The organism is Herbaspirillum lusitanum, from assembly GCF_046025995.1.
Taxonomy (GTDB): domain Bacteria; phylum Pseudomonadota; class Gammaproteobacteria; order Burkholderiales; family Burkholderiaceae_D; genus Herbaspirillum; species Herbaspirillum lusitanum_A.
Genome location: NZ_JAQQFM010000004.1, coordinates 65,711 through 86,952, shown reverse-complemented (window position 1 = coordinate 86,952; position 21,242 = coordinate 65,711). Strand labels below are relative to the sequence as shown.

General features: G+C 59.9%; 19 protein-coding genes. 15 read left to right on the top strand and 4 right to left on the bottom strand.

Translation table 11 applies throughout. The features are described 5' to 3' along the window. Positions 1 to 378: 378 nt before the first annotated feature. From grpE to can, 4 genes are all read left to right on the top strand, one after another. Entirely contained in the window at positions 379 to 939 is a 561-nt protein-coding gene (grpE, locus tag PQR62_RS09045; protein WP_408157043.1) for a nucleotide exchange factor GrpE, read from the top strand. Between the two features lie 133 nt (positions 940 to 1,072). After that, the gene (dnaK, locus tag PQR62_RS09040; protein WP_408157041.1) at positions 1,073 to 3,007 is read left to right on the top strand and encodes a molecular chaperone DnaK; all 1,935 of its coding nucleotides are present in this window, start codon (positions 1,073 to 1,075) and stop codon (positions 3,005 to 3,007) included. A gap of 393 nt (positions 3,008 to 3,400) precedes the next feature. Continuing rightward, entirely contained in the window at positions 3,401 to 4,537 is a 1,137-nt protein-coding gene (gene dnaJ, locus PQR62_RS09035; RefSeq protein WP_408157039.1) for a molecular chaperone DnaJ, read from the top strand. Between the two features lie 346 nt (positions 4,538 to 4,883). Next, complete coding sequence (gene can / locus PQR62_RS09030; protein ID WP_408157037.1) at positions 4,884 to 5,564, top strand: carbonate dehydratase; 681 nt, start codon at positions 4,884 to 4,886, stop codon at positions 5,562 to 5,564. 115 nt (positions 5,565 to 5,679) lie between these two features. On the opposite strand, the gene panB is transcribed toward can, so the two are convergent. Further along, on the bottom strand, positions 5,680 to 6,510 hold the full coding sequence (gene panB / locus PQR62_RS09025; protein ID WP_408157035.1) for a 3-methyl-2-oxobutanoate hydroxymethyltransferase: 831 nt from the start codon (positions 6,508 to 6,510) through the stop codon (positions 5,680 to 5,682). Between the two features lie 4 nt (positions 6,511 to 6,514). Continuing rightward, positions 6,515 to 7,156 (bottom strand): deoxynucleoside kinase, encoded by a 642-nt coding sequence (locus tag PQR62_RS09020; RefSeq protein ID WP_408157033.1) that lies wholly within the window; start codon positions 7,154 to 7,156, stop codon positions 6,515 to 6,517. 451 nt (positions 7,157 to 7,607) lie between these two features. Here PQR62_RS09020 and PQR62_RS09015 point away from each other — a divergent pair, with 451 nt between their 5' ends. The 11 genes from PQR62_RS09015 (at position 7,608) to PQR62_RS08965 (ending at position 19,974) form a co-directional block, all read left to right on the top strand. Beyond that, positions 7,608 to 8,762 (top strand): chemotaxis protein, encoded by a 1,155-nt coding sequence (locus tag PQR62_RS09015; RefSeq protein ID WP_408157031.1) that lies wholly within the window; start codon positions 7,608 to 7,610, stop codon positions 8,760 to 8,762. An 11-nt stretch (positions 8,763 to 8,773) separates the two neighbouring features. Continuing rightward, positions 8,774 to 9,142 carry a response regulator gene (locus PQR62_RS09010; RefSeq protein WP_408157029.1) on the top strand — a complete coding sequence of 123 codons (369 nt, stop codon included), beginning with the start codon at positions 8,774 to 8,776 and terminating at the stop codon, positions 9,140 to 9,142. Positions 9,143 to 9,174: 32 nt separating this feature from the next. Continuing rightward, positions 9,175 to 9,543: an STAS domain-containing protein gene (locus PQR62_RS09005; protein WP_408157027.1), complete on the top strand. Its 369-nt coding sequence runs from the start codon at positions 9,175 to 9,177 to the stop codon at positions 9,541 to 9,543. After that, a complete protein-coding gene (locus tag PQR62_RS09000; RefSeq protein ID WP_408157025.1) occupies positions 9,540 to 11,849 on the top strand; it encodes a chemotaxis protein CheA in 2,310 nt (769 codons plus the stop codon). Before PQR62_RS09005 ends, PQR62_RS09000 begins: the two co-directional genes overlap by 4 nt. 38 nt (positions 11,850 to 11,887) lie before the next feature. Further along, positions 11,888 to 13,684, top strand: coding sequence for a methyl-accepting chemotaxis protein (locus tag PQR62_RS08995; RefSeq protein ID WP_408157023.1), 1,797 nt, complete (start codon positions 11,888 to 11,890; stop codon positions 13,682 to 13,684). A gap of 180 nt (positions 13,685 to 13,864) precedes the next feature. Further along, on the top strand, positions 13,865 to 15,475 hold the full coding sequence (locus PQR62_RS08990; protein WP_408157021.1) for a methyl-accepting chemotaxis protein: 1,611 nt from the start codon (positions 13,865 to 13,867) through the stop codon (positions 15,473 to 15,475). 32 nt (positions 15,476 to 15,507) lie between these two features. Beyond that, a complete protein-coding gene (locus tag PQR62_RS08985; RefSeq protein WP_408157019.1) occupies positions 15,508 to 16,083 on the top strand; it encodes a chemotaxis protein CheW in 576 nt (191 codons plus the stop codon). A 4-nt stretch (positions 16,084 to 16,087) separates the two neighbouring features. Continuing rightward, complete coding sequence (locus PQR62_RS08980) at positions 16,088 to 16,918, top strand: CheR family methyltransferase (protein ID WP_408157017.1); 831 nt, start codon at positions 16,088 to 16,090, stop codon at positions 16,916 to 16,918. Continuing rightward, the gene (locus PQR62_RS08975; protein ID WP_408157015.1) at positions 16,915 to 17,454 is read left to right on the top strand and encodes a chemotaxis protein CheD; all 540 of its coding nucleotides are present in this window, start codon (positions 16,915 to 16,917) and stop codon (positions 17,452 to 17,454) included. Before PQR62_RS08980 ends, PQR62_RS08975 begins: the two co-directional genes overlap by 4 nt. Then, complete coding sequence (locus tag PQR62_RS08970) at positions 17,451 to 18,701, top strand: protein-glutamate methylesterase/protein-glutamine glutaminase (RefSeq protein WP_408157013.1); 1,251 nt, start codon at positions 17,451 to 17,453, stop codon at positions 18,699 to 18,701. The genes PQR62_RS08975 and PQR62_RS08970 overlap by 4 nt, the downstream gene beginning before the upstream one ends. Then, a complete protein-coding gene (locus PQR62_RS08965; protein WP_408157012.1) occupies positions 18,691 to 19,974 on the top strand; it encodes an EAL domain-containing response regulator in 1,284 nt (427 codons plus the stop codon). The genes PQR62_RS08970 and PQR62_RS08965 overlap by 11 nt, the downstream gene beginning before the upstream one ends. A gap of 67 nt (positions 19,975 to 20,041) precedes the next feature. On the opposite strand, the gene PQR62_RS08960 is transcribed toward PQR62_RS08965, so the two are convergent. Next, positions 20,042 to 20,536 carry a GFA family protein gene (locus PQR62_RS08960; RefSeq protein ID WP_408157010.1) on the bottom strand — a complete coding sequence of 165 codons (495 nt, stop codon included), beginning with the start codon at positions 20,534 to 20,536 and terminating at the stop codon, positions 20,042 to 20,044. 204 nt (positions 20,537 to 20,740) lie between these two features. Next, positions 20,741 to 21,238: a 2-amino-4-hydroxy-6-hydroxymethyldihydropteridine diphosphokinase gene (gene folK, locus PQR62_RS08955; protein WP_408157008.1), complete on the bottom strand. Its 498-nt coding sequence runs from the start codon at positions 21,236 to 21,238 to the stop codon at positions 20,741 to 20,743. Between the last annotated feature and the right edge of the window lie 4 nt (positions 21,239 to 21,242).

The window sequence follows — 21,242 nt, the reverse complement described above, 5'->3', positions numbered from 1 at the left end:
ATGATGATGAATGCTGCAATCAGTGGCAATTTCATGGTGTCACCTTGCTGAAAGCGATACTGCGATGGGATAGCTGAGGAAACGCTGAACATCCCTGGCTTGGCTTGTGCAACCCTGTTCCGGCCGCATATGGATATCTTAGAGCGCGTCTGCTTCTAGTTTGTTTCACGCGGCGACATTTTTGTAACAGGCAGTGACATTTTGCTTGTCTGAACGTCAATTTTTGCCGAATTCGGGCCTGAAACAGGTCCGAAAGCCCTTGAAAAAATAAGGGCATGCCCCATGTGCTGCGCATCGCAGCGCATGACGGGCGGCGGAAAATTGCCCGGACAGGCGAATGTCCACACCAGAATTGTATTTGTTGGAGGTAAATCAGGTATGCAAGAGATGGAAAAACAAGCTGAAAACGAAGCGGCGACTCAGCCGACCGATGCTGCCGCTCAGGCCGCAACGGCTGCCGAAGCTCCCGTCGGCGCCGAGCCGACACTGGAACAAAAGCTGGCGGAAGCCGAAGCCAAGGCTTCGGAAATGCAGGATGCTTTCCTGCGTGCCAAGGCCGAAGCGGAAAACATCCGTCGTCGCGCTCAGGAAGACATCAGCCGCGCCCACAAATTTGCGATCGAAGGTTTTGCCGAGTCGCTGTTGTCGGTCCGGGACAGCCTGGAAATGGCGCTGAAGATAGAAACACCTTCGCTGGAGTCGCTCAAGGAAGGCGTGGACATGACGCTCAAGCAATTGTCGTCCGCCTTTGAAAAAAACAAGCTGCTGGAAGTCAGTCCGCAAGCCGGCGAGAAGCTCGACCCAATGAAACATCAGGCGATTTCTGCCGTGCCGGCCGAGCAAGAAGCCAATACCGTGGTCGCCGTCTTGCAAAAGGGTTACACGATTTCGGATCGGCTGCTGCGTCCGGCGCTGGTTACAGTGGCGCAAGGCAAGTAAAGAACGGGCAAGGGCATAAAAATTGCTTTTTCGCGCGTTCGCGACGCTTGAAAGCACGAGTTCTCTCCATATATTAAAAACATCCAAAACATTGTGGCCCGGCATCCAGGGCAGAGGAATTAAAGGAAAAATCATGGGAAAAATCATCGGTATTGACTTGGGTACCACCAACTCTTGCGTTTCCATTCTGGAAGGCAATCAACCCAAGGTCATTGAAAACTCGGAAGGCGCGCGCACTACGCCATCCATCATCGCGTATCAGGAAGACGGCGAAGTGCTGGTCGGCGCGCCGGCCAAGCGCCAGGCAGTCACCAATCCGAAGAACACCATCTACGCCGCCAAGCGTCTGATCGGTCGCAAGTTCGAAGAAAAAGAAGTACAGAAAGACATCGGTCTGATGCCTTACCAGATCGTCAAGGCCGACAACGGCGACGCTTGGATCGGCGTGCGCGACAAGAAGCTGGCGCCACCGCAAATCTCCGCAGAAGTGCTGCGCAAGATGAAGAAGACCGCCGAAGATTATCTGGGCGAAGAAGTCACCGAAGCCGTGATCACCGTGCCGGCTTACTTCAACGACGCGCAACGTCAGGCGACCAAGGACGCCGGTCGTATCGCCGGTCTGGAAGTCAAACGCATCATCAACGAGCCGACTGCGGCTGCGCTGGCGTTCGGCCTGGACAAGACCGAAAAGGGCGACCGCAAGATCGCGGTGTATGACTTGGGCGGCGGCACCTTTGACGTCTCCATCATCGAAATCGCCGACGTCGATGGCGAAAAGCAATTCGAAGTGCTGTCGACCAACGGCGACACCTTCCTCGGCGGCGAAGACTTCGACCAACGCATCATCGATTACATCATCGAAGAGTTCAAGAAGATCAACGGTCTGGACCTGTCGAAAGACGCCATCGCTCTGCAACGCATCAAGGCTTCGGCCGAGCGCGCCAAGATCGAACTGTCGTCGTCGCAACAGACTGAAATCAACGAGCCTTACATCGCCATGGCCAATGGCGCACCGGTTCACCTGAATCTGAAGATCACCCGCGCCAAGCTGGAATCGCTGGTCGAAGAACTGATCAGCAAGACCATCGAGCCTTGCCGCATCGCGATCAAGGATGCCGGCGTCAAGGTCAGCGACATCGACGACATCATTCTGGTCGGCGGCATGACCCGTATGCCTAAGGTGCAGGAAAAGGTGAAGGAATTCTTCGGCAAGGAGCCGCGCAAGGACGTGAATCCGGATGAGGCGGTGGCCGTCGGCGCCGCGATCCAGGGTTCGGTGCTGTCCGGCGATCGCAAGGACTTGCTGCTGCTGGACGTGACCCCGCTGTCGCTGGGTATCGAAACCATGGGCGGCGTGATGACCAAGATGATCAAGAAGAACACCACCATTCCGACCAAGTTCAGTCAGGTGTTCTCGACGGCCGACGACAATCAGCCGGCCGTGACCATCAAGGTGTATCAGGGCGAGCGTGAAATGGCGGCCGGCAACAAGGGCCTGGGCGAATTCAATCTGGAAGGCATTCCACCTTCGCCACGCGGCACGCCGCAGATCGAAGTGACCTTCGACATCGACGCCAACGGTATTTTGCACGTGGGCGCCAAGGACAAGGCCACCGGCAAGGAAAACAAGGTCACCATCAAGGCCAACTCCGGCTTGAATGAAGAAGAGATCGAAAAGATGGTGCGTGACGCCGAAGCCAACGCCGATGAAGACAAGCGTCTGAAGGAACTGGCTGAAGCCCACAACCAGGGCGATGCGCTGGTGCACTCGACCAAGAAGGCCTTGGGCGAATACGGCGACAAGCTGGCGGCCGGCGAGAAGGAAGTGATCGAAGCCGCCATCAAGGAGCTGGAAGAGGTATTGAAGGGTAGCGACAAGGCTGCCATCGACGCCAAGACCGCTGCCTTGTCGACCGCCGCGCAGAAGCTGGGCGAAAAGATGTATGCCGACCAGCAGGCGCAAGCCGCAGCTGCAGGCGGCGCGGCCGGCGCAACTGCCGGTGCGACCGAAGGCGCAGCCGCCAAGGACGACAACGTGGTCGATGCCGACTTCAAGGAAGTGAAGTAATAGCAAGACCCCTGTCCGGCCGCCGCTTGATGCATCGCGGCGGCTCGGCTTCCGGCTGGATGAAGCGGTAGCGGGCGCGAAATTTGCATGCTGGAAAAGGGCAAATCCGGGTTCGTTGATGTAGCTGAATGCAACAAGATCATGCGCCGGACGTACAGCAAAGAAGCAAGGTATCAGGCAAGCAAAACAGGTCGCCGTTTCACTGGCGACGCGCCGAGGTAGACAGCCGCAAGCTAGTCCCTCGGCTTTTTCACATTGTTGGTTTCTGTCTGTAGCGCAACTATTCTGAGCAGAACCCGAAGGAAGCGGCCTGTTTGCTTCCCTGGCGCGCCATGCACCCGATCCGACAGGACTCGCTCGCATTCACGCCTACTTATGAAATGAGTTCTTTACATGGCAAAACGTGATTTTTACGAGATTCTCGGTCTGGCGAAAAACGCCACGGACGAAGAAATCAAGAAGGCATATCGCAAACTGGCGATGAAGTACCATCCTGACCGCAACCCGGACAGCAAGGGCGCGGAGGACAAATTCAAAGAGGTCAAGGAAGCATACGAAATGCTGTCCGACCCGCAGAAGCGTGATGCCTATGACCGCTACGGCCACGCCGGCGTTGATCCCAACATGGGCGGCGGTGGCGGCGGCGCCGGTGCGGGCGGCTTTGCCGACGCGTTCGGCGACATCTTCGGCGACATCTTCGGCGGCGGCGGCGGTGGTGGCCGCGGTCGCGGCGCCGGTCCGCAGGTATATCGCGGCGCCGACTTGCGCTACAACCTGGAAATCACGCTGGAGCAGGCCGCCCACGGTTTCGACACCACCATTCGCGTGCCCTCCTGGGATGAGTGCGACACCTGCCACGGCAGCGGCGCCAAGCCCGGCACCTCGCCGGTCACTTGCTCGACTTGCGGCGGCCACGGCCAGGTGCGCATGCAGCAGGGTTTCTTCAGCATTCAGCAGACTTGCCCCAAGTGCCACGGTAGCGGCAAGGTGGTTCCCGAGCCATGCCCGACGTGCGCCGGCGCCGGTCGCCTGAAGCGCAACAAGACACTGGAGGTGAAGATTCCCGAAGGCATCGATGACGGCATGCGCATCCGTTCGTCCGGCAACGGCGAACCGGGCGTGAACGGCGGTCCTCCGGGCGATCTGTATGTGGAAATTCACATCAAGCAACACGAAGTGTTCCAGCGCGACGGCGACGATCTGCATTGCGAAATGCCGATCTCCTTCGCCAAGGCCGCGCTGGGCGGCGAAATCGAAGCGCCTACGCTCAACGGCAAGGCCTCGTTCTCGATTCCTGAAGGCACGCAGAGCGGCAAGACTTTCCGCCTGCGCGGCAAGGGCATCAAGGGCGTGCGCTCCGGTTATGCCGGTGATCTGTTCTGCCATGTGGTGGTGGAGACGCCGGTCAAGCTGACCGAACGCCAGAAGGAGCTGCTGCGCGAGTTTGAGCAACTGACTGCCGAAGGCGGCGCCAAGCACAGCCCGCAGACCAAGACCTGGAAAGACAAGGTCAAGGAATTCTTCGAGTAAGCCCGCACCAGGCCGGCATGTCTTTACCGATGTGCCGGTTTTTTTATGTGCTTTTTCTATACAATGCTGTCTCGGCGATCCACGCGCGCATGAGCCTGCAACACGCAGGCGGGTGCCGCACAGATCTGCAGTAGCGCGAGCTGCGCTACTTTCCCGGAAGATATCGATAGCAGCGTCGGCCTCAGTCTTTTTAACAGGGCTGCAGACCGGCTCCGATCCCGGCCGGCTTCAGCGCTGCGCTCGGGATTCCGGCAAGCTGCACGGTCTTCCGCTCATCCACCTTCATGTCGTCCCGGCTGCACGCTCGTGCCGCGAGCGGGCCACATGACACTCGATCTTGAAGACTATGAAAAAAACAAGCCAACAAGACCAGGTTCAGCAACAGCTGCTTCAGGGCAATCGCCGCTGGGCCAGCGAAATCACTGACCGCGATCCCGATTTTTTCAAGAAGCTGGGCGCCCAGCGCTCGCCTGAATATTTCTGGATCGGCTGTTCCGACAATCGCGTTCCCGCCAACGATCTGCTGGGCCTGTTGCCCGGCGAGTTATTCGTTCACCGCAACATTGCCAACGTGGTGGTGCATACCGATCTGAATTGCCTGTCGGTCCTTCAATTCGCGGTGGATGTACTCAAGGTCAAGCACGTGATCGTGTGCGGCCATTACGGCTGCGCCGGGGTGCAGGCGGCCCTGACCAAGCGCCGTGTCGGCCTCGCCGATAACTGGCTGCAGCACGTGCAGGATGTGCATGAAAAGCACGTCGGCTGCTTCCATGATCATCTGTCTGACAACGAGAAGCACGATCGCCTGTGCGAGCTGAATGTGCTTGAGCAAGTCGCCAACATCTGCCGCACCACCATTGTCGCCGATGCCTGGGAGCGCGGTCAGCAACTGAGCATTCATCCGCTGGTCTACGGCGTGCACGACGGTCTGCTGAGCGCTTTGTCGCCGACCATCAGCAATACCGACGAATGCACCCGCTATCTGAGCGAGAGTCTTGCACGCTACAGCGACCTCAGCGAAGAGTGAGCTGACACCGGCTGCACCTGAACAATAAAAAAGCCTGCGCAAGCAGGCTTTTTTATTGAGTGATGCGAGGCTGGGAAGTCAGTCCTGCAGCGCGTAAAGAATGGCCGGCCTCCGCTCAGAAACAATGTTCCTGGGCCGGAAAGCTGCCATCCTTCACCGCCGCCACATAGGCCTTCAGTGCACCGTCGATGCCGTTCGCGCCGTCCATGAAGTTGCGCACGAAGCGGCTCTTGTGGCCTGGGAACACCCCCAGCATGTCATGCATCACCAGCACCTGGCCAGAGCAATCGGGGCCGGCGCCGATGCCGATGGTCGGAACGCTGAGGCGCTCGGTGATTTCCTTGCCCAGCGTTGCCGGAATCGCTTCCAGCAACAGCATGGAAGCGCCGGCATTTTGCAGCGCCACCGCATCGGCATGCAGGCGCGTGGCGCCGTCCATGGTTTTACCCTGCACCTTGAAGCCGCCCAGCTGATGCACTGACTGCGGCGTCAGGCCCAGATGCGCGCACACCGGAATCCCGCGCTCGGTCAGGAACTTGACGGTGTCGACCAGCCAGGCGCCGCCCTCCAGCTTGATCGAGTGCGCGCCTGCCTGCATCAGCTTGACGGCATTGTCGAAAGCCGCCTGCGATGTCGGATAGCTGCCGAAGGGCAGGTCGGCCATGATCAGCATGGTGCCGTTGCCGCGCGCCACGCTGGCAGTGTGATACACGATGTCTTGCACTGTGACCGGCAGGGTCGAGTTGTGACCCTGGCAGACCATGCCCAGCGAGTCGCCGATCAGCACCACTTCAACGCCGCTACGATCCATCAGCGTTGCAAAGCTGGCGTCGTAGCAGGTCAGCATGGAAAATTTTTCGCCCTTGTCGCGCATGGCTTGCAAGGTATGCGTGGTGATCGCTTTACTGCGCGCCGTCGCGCCGGTTTCCTGCAAATAGCCTGACATGTTTTCAGTCTCCCTGATTCAGATAGGCGCGCTTGCCGCGCAGGGCGGCGATGTGTGACAGCAAGGTGCTGAAATCCGAATCGCCTTCGGCCAGATTCAGATGCTCGGTATTGACCGTCAGCAGCGGCGCGCCCTCGTAGTGATAAAAAAAGTTGCTGTAGCTGTCGCACAGGCGTTGCAGATAGTCGGCAGAAATGGCGCCTTCCATTGCAATGCCGCGTTGCGCGATACGCTGCAGCAGCGTGCTTGGCGATGCCTGCAGATAGATCAGCAGATCGGGCTGGCGTACCTGCGGACGCAGATGGGCATACAGTTGCTGATACAGCTTGAGTTCCTCATCGGCCAGCGTCAGTTGCGCGAACAGCGCATCTTTTTCCAGCACGAAGTCGGCGACGAAACGGGCTTCGCCGCGCTCGTCACGATTGAGGGGCTGCAACTGCTCCATGCGCTGAAACAGAAAATGCATCTGGGTCGGCAATGCGTACCGGGCGGCATCGCGATAAAACTTTTCCAGAAACGGATTTTCGGTCGGCAGCTCAAGGACGGGGCGGGCGCCAAGTGTGGCGGCCAGCCGCTTCGTCAGCGTGGTTTTGCCAACGCCGATCGGTCCTTCGACCGCAATGTATTTACAGGTAGTTAAATCCATGCGTGCGTCAATCCGCTGATCAGGTTTCCCGCTCTGCTTGCTCCGCTCGGCATTGCAGATTGCAGGTGCCGCATTGTAGAGGATTTTGTACCAGGCACTCCGGCGCACCATCCTTGCCGCAGGGAAAATTATTCTTATGGGAAATTCAATCCGAAAAATCCGGCAGTATTTCCCCCTTATTCCGGCGACGCTCAGCTTCTTGTAAGCTTCACAATAGCTCATCAGCCGTTGATGGGCCGAGGCTTTGCGCCAGCCACACGTTTTTAGCGGGCAACTTTTTTCGTAAAATTTCGCTTGCTTGCTAAAAAAGCAGTCTTGCCCTGCCGTTAAGCAATGGATAGGGACGAAAACATCTGGACGACCGCATGCCGGCGCAGGATGTGCATCAGAAGAACAATTTCAGATGGGGCGGGATGTGAAGTCTTTGCGAAATATCTTGCTGTTGCTATGCATGCTCAACCTCGTGTTGATGGCATCGCTGGCGCAACATTGGTGGCTGGGGGTGCTGGTCGGGGTCTTGCTGGGCGGCGCCTTCTATCTCAATGGCGCGCTGCGGATCGCCGGCGAGGCTGCGGACGCTGCCTCGCCCTTGCCTGTGCCCCAAAGCACGGCACCCGTCGCCGTGGTGGTTGCCGGACATGAAGTGCAATTGAGTAACGTCGAAACCGCGGCCCCTATGATGACGGGCGCCACCTCGGTTGCGGAGGGTACCTCACAGCACTCCACCGTTGTCGCCAACGAGGCGCAGGCGCAGGCGCTGCCTGAACTGATGTCGGGCGTGCTGCCGGCCTGGCGCGGTAATGTACAACTGGCGCGCAGCCAGACGCAGGAGGCGATCGACAATCTGACTGCGCGTTTCGCCGGTCTGCACGATCGTCTGGGCGGTGCTCTCAAGCTGTCGCAGGGCGGCAAGAATGCCGATGTACTGCAAGTGATACAGAACGCCGCCATGCAACTCGGTGCGATCGCTGCGGCGCTGGAAGATGTACTGGCAAGTCGCCAGGGTTTGTTGCGCAAGATGGATAGCCTCAGTCACGCGCATGAAGAGATTCGTCAGCTGGCGCAGGAAAACGAACAGCTCGCCGGCCATACCGGCGTCGCGGATTTGGTCAGCGATGAGCGCAGCTGGCAGGAAATGGCAGAACGCTCGGCCAGCAACAGCCGCCAGATCGTCGCCAAATCGAAAGCGGCGCGTCAGCAGATCCAGGCGGCGATCAGCGCCGCCAGCGAAATCGACAGCGAATCCGGCGCGGTCATGGACAATTCGCGCACGGTGATCGATCAGGTGGTGTCGGATTTCCGCGAATCGGCGCTCAAGCTGAGCGGCAAGGTCGATCAGTTGCAGGAAGAAAATCGCGAAGTCGATCAGGAGATCTGCCAGATCCTGGTCAGCCTGCAATTTCAGGATCGCATCAGCCAGATCCTCGACCATGTGCAAAGCGACATCAGCAAGCTGCATGAGGCGCTGGATGGGGGGCACAGCTTGCCGCCGCGTGCGCAATGGCTGGCTGATCTGGAACAGACCTATACCACTCACGAACAGCGACAGATGCACAGCGGCCGACAGTCGGCGCCCGTGCTGCATTCGTCGGTCGATTTCTTTTAGCGGGGGAACGCATGGAAAAAACCATCCTGATCGTCGACGATTCATTCAGCCTGCGGCAAACCATCAGCATCGCGCTCAAGAGCGCCGGCTATCAGGTGGTCGAGGCCAACGATGGCAAGGACGCGCTGAGCAAACTCGACGGCCGCAAATTCAATCTGGTGATTTCGGACGTCAACATGCCGAATCTGGACGGCCTCAGTTTCGTGCGCGAAATGAAGCAGATGCCGAACTACAAATTCACGCCGGTGATCATGGTGACCACCGAAAGCGGCGAAGACATCAAGCAGGAGGGGCGTGCCGCCGGTGTGCGGGCCTGGGTGCACAAACCATTCCAGCCGCCGGTGTTGCTGGAAGCGGTCGCCAAGCTGGTGCTGCCTTGAGGTGAAATGAATATGCGTGCGGAGCATCGACCATGCCATTGACTTACGCCACCCATGAAGGAGAGTTGCTGCTCAGTCTGAACGGCGGCTTCACTATCTTTCAGGCTGCGCAAAGCAAGCTTGATCTGCTGCGCGCGCTGGGTCAGGCGCATGCCGTGTTGCAGCTCGATCTGCGCGGCATCGATGAAATTGATACCGCGGGTGTGCAATTGCTGCTGCTGGTGCGCAAGGAAGCAGCCTTGCAGGGAAAGCGGGTGGTGGTGCTGGCCTCCAGTCCCGCAGTGCTGACGGTTTTCGACCTGTTGCATCTGCATGGATATTTCGCCGCTGCCGCCGACGCCGCCGATGATGAGGCGCGAGCCGTGCCCGGTTTCGCCGCAGACGGCGTGGGGGCGTCATGAAGAAAGATGCCGCCCGGGACGCCTTGGTGCAGGAGGCGCGCGAACTTCTGGTCGCGATGGAAGCGGCCTTGCTGCAGATCGAAGCCGAAGGTCCGAGCAAGGATGCCATCAACGCCATCTTCCGCGCTGCGCATACCATCAAGGGCTCGGCCGGTCTGTTCGCCTTCGACAGCATCGTCGCGTTCACCCATATCCTGGAAAGCGTGCTGGAACGCGTACGCAAGAATGAATTGCCGCTCGACGAAGCGCTGATGTCGCTGCTGCTGCAATGCGGCGATTACATCGGCGCGCTGGTCGATGCCATCGAACAATTGCACGAAGACACCGATCCCGATCCGCAGCAACGCGCCGAACTGGAAGCCGCCTTGCAGCGTCTGCTGTCCGAAGAGCCGGAGCAAGCCACCGCCAAGGACAATCTCGATCTGCTGGCGCCGGCATCGTCACCGTTGCCGCCAGCGTCAACGTCAACGCCAACGATTTCATCCGCACCATCGCCTGCGCATGCGGCGGCCGCAGATCCGGATGGTGCGGTCACCGGCAATCCCTTCTGGCATCTGTCGCTGCGTTTCAGTCAGGACGTATTGCGGCATGGTCTGGATCCGGTTTCCTTCCTGCACTATCTGCGTACGCTGGGTCGCATGGCCGCGGTGCTGGTCATCGATCAGGAAATCCCGGCCGCTGCGGAGATGGATGCCGAGAATTGCTATCTCGGTTTTGAAATCGCCTTCGCCTCCGATTCAACGCAGCAGACGCTGGAAGACGTCTTCGAATTCGTGCGCGATGACAGTAGCATCCAGGTACTGCCGCCGCGCAGTGCGCCGGCATTGTATGCCGCGCAGCTGGCGCAACTGAGCGCGGTCGATGCTGCGCGTCTGGGCGTGCTGTTCGATCACATCGGCGCGTTCGACGCTTTTGAATGGAATGCGATACTCGAACTGGCGCAGCATGATCGTGCCAGTTTGCCGGTGGCCGCAGACCTGCCGGATATCGCCGCGCTGGACGTGCATGCATTGAGCAGTACCGCAGCGACCGCTACCATTCAGGCCGCAGTGGCTGCGGTAAATGCCTTGGCGGTCGCGCCCATGAAGCCGCGTTCGCTGGAAGACAAGCGCGCGCAGGAACAGAAGTTCATCAAGATCGAAGTGTCGAAACTGGATCAGCTGATCAATCTGGTCGGCGAACTGGTCATCGCCGGCGCCGGCGCCAGCCTGATCGCCAAGCGGCGCAAGGATCCGCAGTTCGAAGAAGCGACACAGTCGATAGGCGGACTGGTGGAACAGATCCGCGATGCCGCGCTGACGTTGCGCATGGTGCAGGTCAATGAAATCTTCCAGCGTTTTCCGCGCGTGGTGCGCGATCTGGCGCGTGATCTGGGCAAGGATATCGAGCTGGTGATGACCGGTTCGGAAACTGAACTCGACAAATCCATGGTCGAAAAGATCGCCGACCCGTTGATGCATATCGTGCGCAACGCGATTGATCATGGCATCGAGCCGGCGCATGAAAGAGTCGCCGCCGGCAAGCCGGAAGCTTCGATTCTGCGGCTCAATGCCACGCATGAATCGGGCAGTGTGGTGATCGAAGTGATGGACGACGGCCGCGGCATGAACCGCGATCGCATCTTGCGCAAGGCGGTCGAGCAGGGCGTGGTCAGCGCCGATGCGGAACTGAGCGAGGCCGATATTTTCCGTCTGGTGTTCGAGCCGGGCTTCTCGACGGCGGAGCAGGTGACTGCCTTGTCGGGGCGCGGCGTCGGCATGGATGTAGTGAAGAAAAACGTCGATGCGCTGCGCGGCGATGTCGATATTGCTACCGTGCTGGGGCAGGGTACGGTCGTCAGAATTCGTTTGCCGCTGACCATGGCGATCATCTCCGGCTTTCAGGTGATTGTCGGCAATGCGGTGTTCGTGATTCCGCTCGACATGGTGGTCGAGTGCATCAATCTGGTCAGCCAGAATATCGACAACAACATCGTTACCTTGCGCGACGAACCCTTGCCCTTCATTCCGCTGGGCGAGCTGTTCGAATTGCCGGCACGCGCCAGCGGCCGCAAGAGCCTGGTGGTGGTGCAGTACGGTCATCATCGCGCCGGCTTGATGGTCGACGGTTTGCTGGGTGAATGCCAGGCCGTGATCAAGCCGCTGGGCAAGCTGTTCAGCAAGGTGAAGGGCTTGTCAGGCTCGACCATCCTGGGTGACGGCCGGGTGGCCTTGATTCTGGATGTGCCGCATCTTATTCAATACACGCAGCAGCAGGAGCAGGTGCGTTTGATTCAGCCGGAGCGCGGTTTCGCGTCGGAGCAGTAAGGCCATCGCCGAGCGGCAGGAAGATACAGAGGACGTCTATGCAAACCCGAGTTATGCAACGCATGAGCATCAAGCAACTTTTCAGCTGGCTGGTGATTGTGCTGGCGCTGCTGGTGGCGGCGGTAGTGGGCCTCACACGACAGTTGAAGGAAGCCAACAGCACGCTCGATCATGCGCATGAGTCGCGCTATTACTCGTTCACGCTGGCCAATGAGTTGCGCCGCACCACCGAGGACATGACCAAGTTCGCGCGCGCCTATGTCACCACCGGCGACCCGAACGATGAAGAGCGCTATTACATGGTGCAAGACATCCGCAACGGCAAGCGTGCGCGTCCCAAGAACTATGAGCGCTTCAACTGGGAGCTGGTCAATTCGCGCAAGATGGTGGAAGCTGCCAGCGGTCCGGCGCAGCCTTTGAGCGCCTTGATGAAGCAGGCCGGTTTTACTCCCGCCGAGCTGGCCAAGATGCAGGAGGCGCAATCCACCGCCGATCAGTTGTCGAAGATCGACATCACCGCATTTCACGCAGTGAAGGGCCAGTTCGATGATGGCGCCGGCAAGTTCAGCGTGACCGGCGCGCCCAATCAGGCCATGGCGCAGGAGTTGGTGTTCGACCAGAACTACCGCGACGTATTGGGCCGCATCATGACGCCGACCAATGATTTTCTGCGCATGGTGGACGAACGCACCGCCGCCGGCGTGAAGAGGGCGCAGTCCGATTACGCCGTGCTGGAATTACGCATTTTCTGGTTGCTGGGCGCATCGATGGTGGTGCTGTTCATCTGCCTGCTGTACGCCTATTGCGCGATCCGCTCGCAGATAGGCGGTGAACCCAAGGACGCCATGGCGGTGCTGCGCAAGGTGGCCGAAGGCGATCTGACGGTGGCGGTGCCGGTGTCGGGCAGGGATCGCAGCAGCGTGCTGTTCAGTACGCAGCAGATGATCGCCAAGTGGACCGCAGTGATCGGTGACGTCGGCGGTACGGCCAGCTCGCTGGCCTCGGCCTCCGAGCAGATTTCCGCGTCTTCCCAGGCGCTCAGCCAGAACGCCTCGCAGCAAGCCTCCAACGTCGAAGAGACCAGCGCCTCGGTGGAAGAAATTACCGCCACCATTGCGCAGAACGCCGAGAACGCACGCATGACCGACGGCATCGCCAGCAAGTCGGCCAGTGCCGCCACCGAAGGCGGCATGGCAGTACGCGAGACCGTGCTGGCGATGAAACAGATCGCCGGCAAGATCGGCATCATCGATGACATTGCGTATCAGACCAATCTGCTGGCATTAAACGCGGCGATTGAAGCCGCGCGTGCCGGCGAGCACGGCAAGGGATTTGCGGTGGTGGCCGCCGAAGTCAGAAAGCTGGCCGAGCGCTCGCAAGCGGCCGCGCAGGAAATCATCGCCGTCGCAGAAAACAGCGTCGGTCTGGCGGAAAAAGCCGGCGCCTTGCTGGATCAGATGGTGCCGTCGATTCGCAAGACCGCCGATCTGGTGCAGGAGATTTCTGCGGCATCGAACGAACAGTCTGCGGGGCTGGAGCAGATCAACAATGCCGTACATCAAATGGCCCAGACCACGCAGATGACGGCGTCGGCCTCGGAGCAGTTGTCGTCGACTTCGGAGGAAATGAGCGCGCAGGCGATACAGCTGCAGGAGCTGATGCGTTTCTTCCGCGTCGGCGAAGCGCCGCCTTTGCAGGCGGCGCAGGCCGGGCGCGCGGGCAAGCAGATCAACGAACCTCAGGTGATCAAGGCGAGCACCCCGCGTTCGCGTCGTATCTCGATGCTGGATACCGGCGAAGAACCGGTCGATGAATCTTCGTTCAAGCGCTTCTGAAGCTGGCCCCGGTGCAATGAAGCAAGGGGCGGTGCAATATCTTGGCCGTGGCGGGTTTACCCGCAGCAGTTGTGTGATTTGAATGATCCAACGGGCATACAAGACCCGATGCAACACTCAAGTGCGGATCGCGTGGTGAGCGTCCGGAATGCGTGTACTACTGTGGTGTCGGAGGGGTGTATGAAACTGGCAAGCAAACTGGCCTTGTGTTTCGGACTGGGGGCGATCATCACCCTGGGGGTCGGGGCGGATGGCATGTACAACCTGTTCCGTGTGAACAGCTTGCTACAGGAAATCTATCGCTCCAATCTGCAGACCATCGTCAATCTGAACGATGTGCGCAAGGGGGCGCTGGATGCGTATGCGACTACCACCCTGCTCGAGAAAACGCAGGATCCTGCCGAGCGCCAACGTCTTGCCGGAGCAGTGGAGGGGAGTCTCGCAGAGACCAGGCAGGCTTTCATCGCATATAAAACCACCTCGATCGTGACCGAACTGGAGGCTGATCTGCAGAGGCAGTGCGAGCAGATTCTTCAGGATTTCTACGCCTCCATCGAGAAGCGGCGGGCGCAGCTTCTGGACAATGCCGCTGTCATTGACAGTTCCAACGATACTTATCTGCTATCGGAAAAAGTGCGTCAGCAACTCCGCCTGCTGACCGACGAAAATGTACGGCAAGCCACCGACAACAAGACGCGCGCCGATCTGCTGGAGCGAAGCAATCTGTTTGAAGTCAGTACGGTCACAGCGTGCGCGGTTTTGTTTGCCTTGCTGCTGGGCTTGTATACCCGTTATATGTTCGCGCGCCAGATCGGCGGCGATCCCCAAGAGGCGATGCTGGCGCTGAAGAAGGTGGCGGATGGCGATCTCACCGTGCGTTTTGACATCTCGCGTTTCGGCGACGGCAGCATGCTGTGCAGCGCGCAGCAGATGCTGGAGAAAATCAATCTGGTGCTCAATGACGTCAACGTGACTACGGTTATGCTGGCTTCGGCCTCGAGCGAACTGGCCTCCGCCGCAGGACAACTCAGCCAGAATTCGTCCGAACAGGCTGCCAATGCGGAAGAGACCGGCACCGTGGTGGAGGAGATCACCGCCACCGTCCTGCACAACACGGAGAACGCCAACAAGACCAATATCATCGCCGGCGAGGCCGCGCGCGCCGCCAGCGAGAGTGGTGACGTGGTGCGTCAGACGCTGGAAGCGATGCGGCAGATCGCCGGCAAGATCGGCGTGATCGACGATATCGCCTACCAGACCAATCTGTTGGCATTGAATGCCGCAATTGAAGCGGCGCGCGCCGGTGAGAACGGCAAGGGTTTCGCTGTGGTGGCGGGCGAAGTGCGCAAGCTGGCGGAACGCTCGCAGATGGCGGCGCAGGAGATCGTCGAGGTGGCCGGGCGTAGTGTGGTGCTGGCCGAGCGCGCCGGACATTTGCTGGACAACATGTTGCCGTCGATACGGCGCACCGCCGATCTGGTCGATGAAATTTCCTTCTCGGCCAAGGAACAGAATTCGGGACTGATACAAATCAATACCGCAATCAGTCAAGTGTCGCAGGCCGCGCAACTGAACGCCGCGGCATCGGAAGAGTTATCGGCGACGTCGGAGGAAATGAGCGGCCAGGTGCTGCAGCTCAAGGAAATGATGGAATATTTCTCGCTGGAGGAAAGCGGGAGCGGAAGTGCGCATGCTGGAAGGAAGTTTGCGGGCGCGGCACGCAAGAGATCCCAGTCGTTGCCCATGCTGACGGGCCAGAATATGAAGAATTCGTCTTTTTCGGATGTGTGAAATTCAGAGAGCAGTTTGCAAAGGGTAGGCATATGCCAAGTTTATCGATAGGCGGAGAGTCCTTGTTCAGGAAGAAGCGCGCGCCGGAAGTGGTAGAGATGCGGCAGTTTCTGACCTTTCTGGTTGGCGGCGAGCAGTTCGCCATGGCGATCGAGAATATCCGCGAGATCATCGAATTCGGCGGCGTCACCGAGGTGCCGCTGATGCCGGCGTTCTTGCGCGGCGTGATCAATCTGCGCGGGTCGGTGGTGCCGGTGATCGATCTGGCGATACGCTTCGGGCGGGCGCCGACGGTGCCGGCCAAACGCACCTGCGTAATCATTCTGGAGTTCACCCAGGATGAGCAGCTGCTGTTGCTGGGCGTGATGGTGGATGCCGTGAGCGCGGTGCAGAGCATAGAAGCCAACAAGGTCGAAACCCGGCCCACCTTCGGCGCCAGGATACGTGCCGATTTCATCGAAGGCATGATCAGCGTCAACGAACGCTTCGTGGTTGCGCTCGACATTCAGCAGGTGCTGTCGGTGGATGAGCTGGCCAGCCTGCTGGGGATGAGTTCCGAAGATGAGGACGGCGGCTTCGACGGCGGCGAAAAAAACGGAGGCAGTTGAATCCATGTTCAATGCGCCGGCCCCCATCGACATTGATGTCAGCGACCAGGAGATGCAGCTGTTTCAGCAGCTCTTCCGGCAGCATGTGGGTTTGCACTTGCCGGACTCGAAAAAGGCGCTGCTGCACAGCCGGCTGGCAGGGCGCATGAACGAACTGCGGCTTGGCTCGCTGGGTGAATATCACGCGCTGATCGCCAGGCCCTCGGCCACTGCGGAACGTCAGCGCGCCATTGATCTGATCACCACCAACGAGACCTATTTTTTTCGCGAACAACGTCATTTCGATTTTTTGAAAGAGCAATTGTTGCCGACGCTGGGGATCGTGTCGCATCTCAAGGTCTGGAGCGCTGCCAGCTCATCCGGTGAAGAGGCCTACTCACTGGCGATGCTGCTGGGCGAGCAGCGCCGCCAGGCGGCATGGAGTGTGTTTGCATCCGACATCAGTCAGCGTGTTCTGAGTTTCGGCCGGCGCGGCTTGTACCCGATGGCGCGCGGGCAGAATATTCCGGAGGCCTATCTCAAGCGTTACTGCCTGTGCGGCACCGGCAAGTACGAGGGGCATTTTCTGATCGCGCCGGAGCTGCGCCGCAAAGTACAGTTCGAGCAGCGTAATCTGATGGATCTGTCGCAGGATGCCGATCAGCAGTACGACATCATTTTTCTGCGCAATGTCATCATCTACTTCGATTTCGAGACCAAGGTCGAGGTAATCCGCGCAGTCACCCGTAAGCTCAAGCAGGGCGGCCATCTGATTGTCGGCCATTCGGAATCGCTGCACGGCATGCCGCTCGATCTGCAGATGCTGTCGCCTTCGATCTACTGGAAGAGCCGATGAGTGCCGAGCGCATTTTCGTCAGCCCCGGCGAAGTATTTTTCGGGCAGGGCGACTGTTACGTCGAGACCTTGCTGGGCTCATGCGTCGCCATCGTGTTCTGGCATGCGGAGCAGGGACTGGGCGGGCTCTGTCATTTTTTGCTGCCGGCGCGGCAGCGGCAAGGCCGGAAGGAAAACGGGCAGGAAGACGTTGAGCTGCCGCTGGATGGTCGCTATGGTGAAGATGCCTTGCGCCAATTGCTGGCCGAAATCAAACGACACAAGACGCGGGTGGCCGATTACGAGGTCAAGGTATTCGGCGGCAGCCGTACCATGGATACCGTACTGTTGCAAAAGCCGGTGGGCCAGGCCAACGCGCAATTTGCGCTGGATATTCTGAAGCAGCACAAGATACCGATTGCCGCGCAGGATATCGAAGGCGACGGCTATCGCTATCTGCGTTTCGATCTGAATACGGGCGATGTGTGGGTGCGCCGCGGTCGCGGCACCTTGAAGAAGGAAGAGGCGAAACGGGCTGAGTCGGGTGGGCCGGGATGAAGACGCGCGTCATGATCGTGGACGATTCATCGGTGGTGCGTCAGGTGATGCAGGATCTGCTGGCGCATTGCCATGACATCGAAGTGATCGCCACCGCCTCCGACCCGATTTTTGCGATGGGCAAGATGCGCGTTGCCTGGCCCGACGTCATCGTGCTGGACATAGAGATGCCGCGCATGGACGGCATCACTTTCCTGCGCCAGATCATGGCGATCCGGCCGACGCCGGTGATCATCTGCTCGACGCTGACGGAGAAGAACGCCGGCATCACGATGGAGGCGCTGGCGGCCGGTGCGGTCGGCATCATCACCAAACCATCGCTGGGCGTGCGTGATTTTCTGCATGACAGTTCGGACGATCTGATCGCCGCCATCAGAGCGGCGGCACAGGCGAGGGTGGTGCGGCCGGCGCATGCTGCCGAGCATGCGCCGGCGGGCGCAGCGGCATTCCCGGCGTTCCCGGCACTGACGGCTGCGCCAGTTGCCGTTGTGCATGAACCGGCGGCGATTGTTCATGTGTCGGCGCAGCCGCTTCAGAACGCCGCGCCGGGCACGCCGTTCAAAGGCATCCGCCCTCTGCCGCGCACATTCACGGACGGCAATCATGCCTCCGACCATGCGCGCCTGAGCGCCGATGCCGTGCTGAGTGCACCGGGCCTGGCCGACGGCTATCAGCCGGCGACGCCGAAGATTGTGGCCATCGGCGTATCGACCGGCGGGCCGCAGGCTCTGGAGTATGTATTGCGCGGCTTGTCGCCGCACTGTCCGGGAATAGTGATCGTGCAGCATATGCCGGAGCACTTCACCAAGAGTTTTGCGCAGCGACTCAATGGCCTGTCGCAGGCGGAAGTGGTGGAAGCGCAGCATCTCGATCTGGTGTTGCCGGGGCGCGTGCTGATTGCGCCGGGCGGCATGCATGTGGTGGTCAAGCGTGATGGCGTGCAGTACTACGTCGAGGTGGTCAACGGCCCGCTGGTGAGCCGTCACAAACCCTCGGTGGATGTGCTGTTCCGCTCGGTCGCCAAGGCCGCGGGGCGCAACGCGGTCGGCATCATCATGACCGGCATGGGCGACGACGGCGCCCGTGGCATGAAGGAATTGTCTGATCGCGGCGCCGCCACTTATGCTCAGGATGAAGCGAGCAGTGTCGTATTCGGCATGCCGAAAGAGGCAATACAACTGGGTGGCGTCGGCGACGTCATCTCCCTGGAAAACATTTCTGCGGTGATCGGTCGATATGGCTCCTGAAAATCTGAACGAACTTATCGAATCCCTGCTGGTGGTGGACGACAGCTCCTTGCAGCGTCAACACACCGTGGGTTTGATGCGCGAACTCGGCATCGAGATGATCTACGAAGCCGGCAACGGCAACGAGGCCCTCGATCTGCTGGCGATCCTGAAATTGCCGCCTAGCCTGGCCATCATCGATCTGGAGATGCCGGGCATGGACGGCGTCGAGCTGATCCAGCAGTTGCAGCAGCGCGGCGTCAACGTACCCTTGATCGTGGCGTCCAGCCGCGAAACCTCCTTGCTCAGTTCGGTGGAGACCATGATCGAGGCGCTCGGCATGAATGTGCTCGGCGCCTTGCAGAAACCGCTCAGCAAGGACAAGCTGCTGGGGGCGCTGAAGACATTCAAGGCGCCCGGCGCTGCCCCCAAGCGCTACGACAATTCACCGCCCATGACCGAGCAGGAACTGACGCAGGCGCTGGCGGCAGGCGAGGTGATTCCTTACTATCAGCCCAAGGTGGATATCCGCAGCGGCATGTTGAAGGGGGTGGAGGCGCTGGCGCGCTGGATGCATCCCGAGCGCGGCATGATCCCGCCGGATCGTTTCATCCCGATGGCGGAGCAGACCGGCCTGATTCACGAACTGACGCTGGTGATGATGCGCCAGGCCATGAGCCAGGCTGCGACCTGGCATAGTCGCGGCCTGGCCATCAAGGTCGCGATCAATCTGTCGCCCTTGTCGCTGGAGGTGCCGGGCTTCGTGCAAAAGATTCTGACCATGATTGATGAGCATGAGGTTGATGCCGATCAGATCGTGCTGGAAATCACCGAGAGCTCGGTGGTGGCCAATCTTGGCAATGCGCTCGGTACGCTGGCGCGCTTGCGTCTCAAGGGCTTCGGCCTTTCCATCGACGACTACGGCACCGGCTTTTCATCGATGCAGCAACTGGCGCGCATTCCCTTTACCGAATTGAAAATCGATCGTTCCTTCGTGCATGGCGCGCACAGCCGCAAGAATCTGCGCGTGATTCTGCAGTCGGCGCTGGACATGGCAAGCCGGCTGGAACTGGTGACCGTGGCAGAAGGCATAGAGACCATAGAAGACTGGCGTCTGCTGCAGGATTCAGGATGCGCCATCGGGCAGGGCTATCTGATCGCCAAGCCGATGCCGGCCAATGAGCTGCCGACCTGGCTCAAGGGACATCACCGTCGTCTGCCGGAATTGCGTCCCTTGCCACCCGGCGACGGCAGTGCCGGCTCAGCCGATACGGCGGGGAGTCCGCCGGGTTGATCGCTCGCTGCATTTCTCTGTGCCGGAAAATCAGGTCAGGACCTGAGGGGCGCGCGCCGTTTCCGGCTCAATCTTCAGCAGCAAAACCATGCCGCTGATGCCACTCCAGCAATGACTCCTCGGGGAAGTGCTGAAACTTCTTGTCCTTGCGGCCCGCCTGCACTTCGACCCAGGATGCCTTTGAATCCAGCAGCAGATGCGTGTGTTCCGGCGGCACCGGTAACGGTGTATCGATGGCCGAGGCGAAGGGATGTATCAACTCCGGCCACTCAGGACTGAACAGCCACAGCGCGCTGCCGCAACGGCTGCAGAAGTGCCGCTCGGCCGTGCTGGCGTGGGCGCGCCGGGCACCTTCTTCCTTCATGCGCGCGTGATAGATGCTGATGAATTTCTTGCCGCGCACCTTCATGCTGGCGGCGTCGCCCCCGAGATTGATGGCATAACCGCCGCCGCCCTGCGTCTTGCGGCAGATCGAACAGTAGCAGCGCTGATAGGGGGTGGGCGTATTGCTGTCGAGGCTGAAATGCACGGCGCCGCAATGGCATGATCCTTCCAGTTTCATCTTCATCTCCCGGTGGTGTGCGCCCCTTGCCGCCGAGCTTGGCGATGCGACATCCGCTGCAAGCTGCGGACGGGCGAGTTCGGGTTGGATGAGAAAGCGGCGCCGCAGTTCACGGTAAAACGAAGCGACGGGCTGGAGGATGAAATGAAAGGCGCCAGGGCGTGGGGCGAGGATGCGCTATGCCGGTTGCAAAGCGCTTGCCGTTCAGATTTTGCTGATGGCCTGGCCCTGCACCTGCGGCAGAAAATCTTGCGCCGGACCGTGGCCGGGGATGACGATGTCGGCAGCAATTTCCAGCAGGGGAATCAGGACGAAGGCGCGCTGCGTCATGCGCGGATGCGGCACGTCGAGTTCGGCGCCGGCGATGGATTGTTCGGCGTAAAGCAGGATGTCCAGGTCCAGCGTGCGCGGTGCATTGCGATAAGGGCGCAGGCGGCCGTGCCGCTGTTCCATGTCTTGCAGGGCATGCAGCAATTGCAGCGGCGTCAGTGAGGTCGATACGGCGGCAACCGCATTGACGTAATCATCGCCGCTGGAGTCGACCGGCGCGGTGCGATAAAAGGCAGACTGCGCCAGCAGCGAGGTCTGAGACAACTGTGCCAGTTGCGCAATCGCGTCGGCGACGGTCTGACGCGCGTCGCCGAGGTTGGCGCCGATGCCGATATAGGCTGTGAATTTTTCGACCTGGCTATCCACGTTCAAGGCA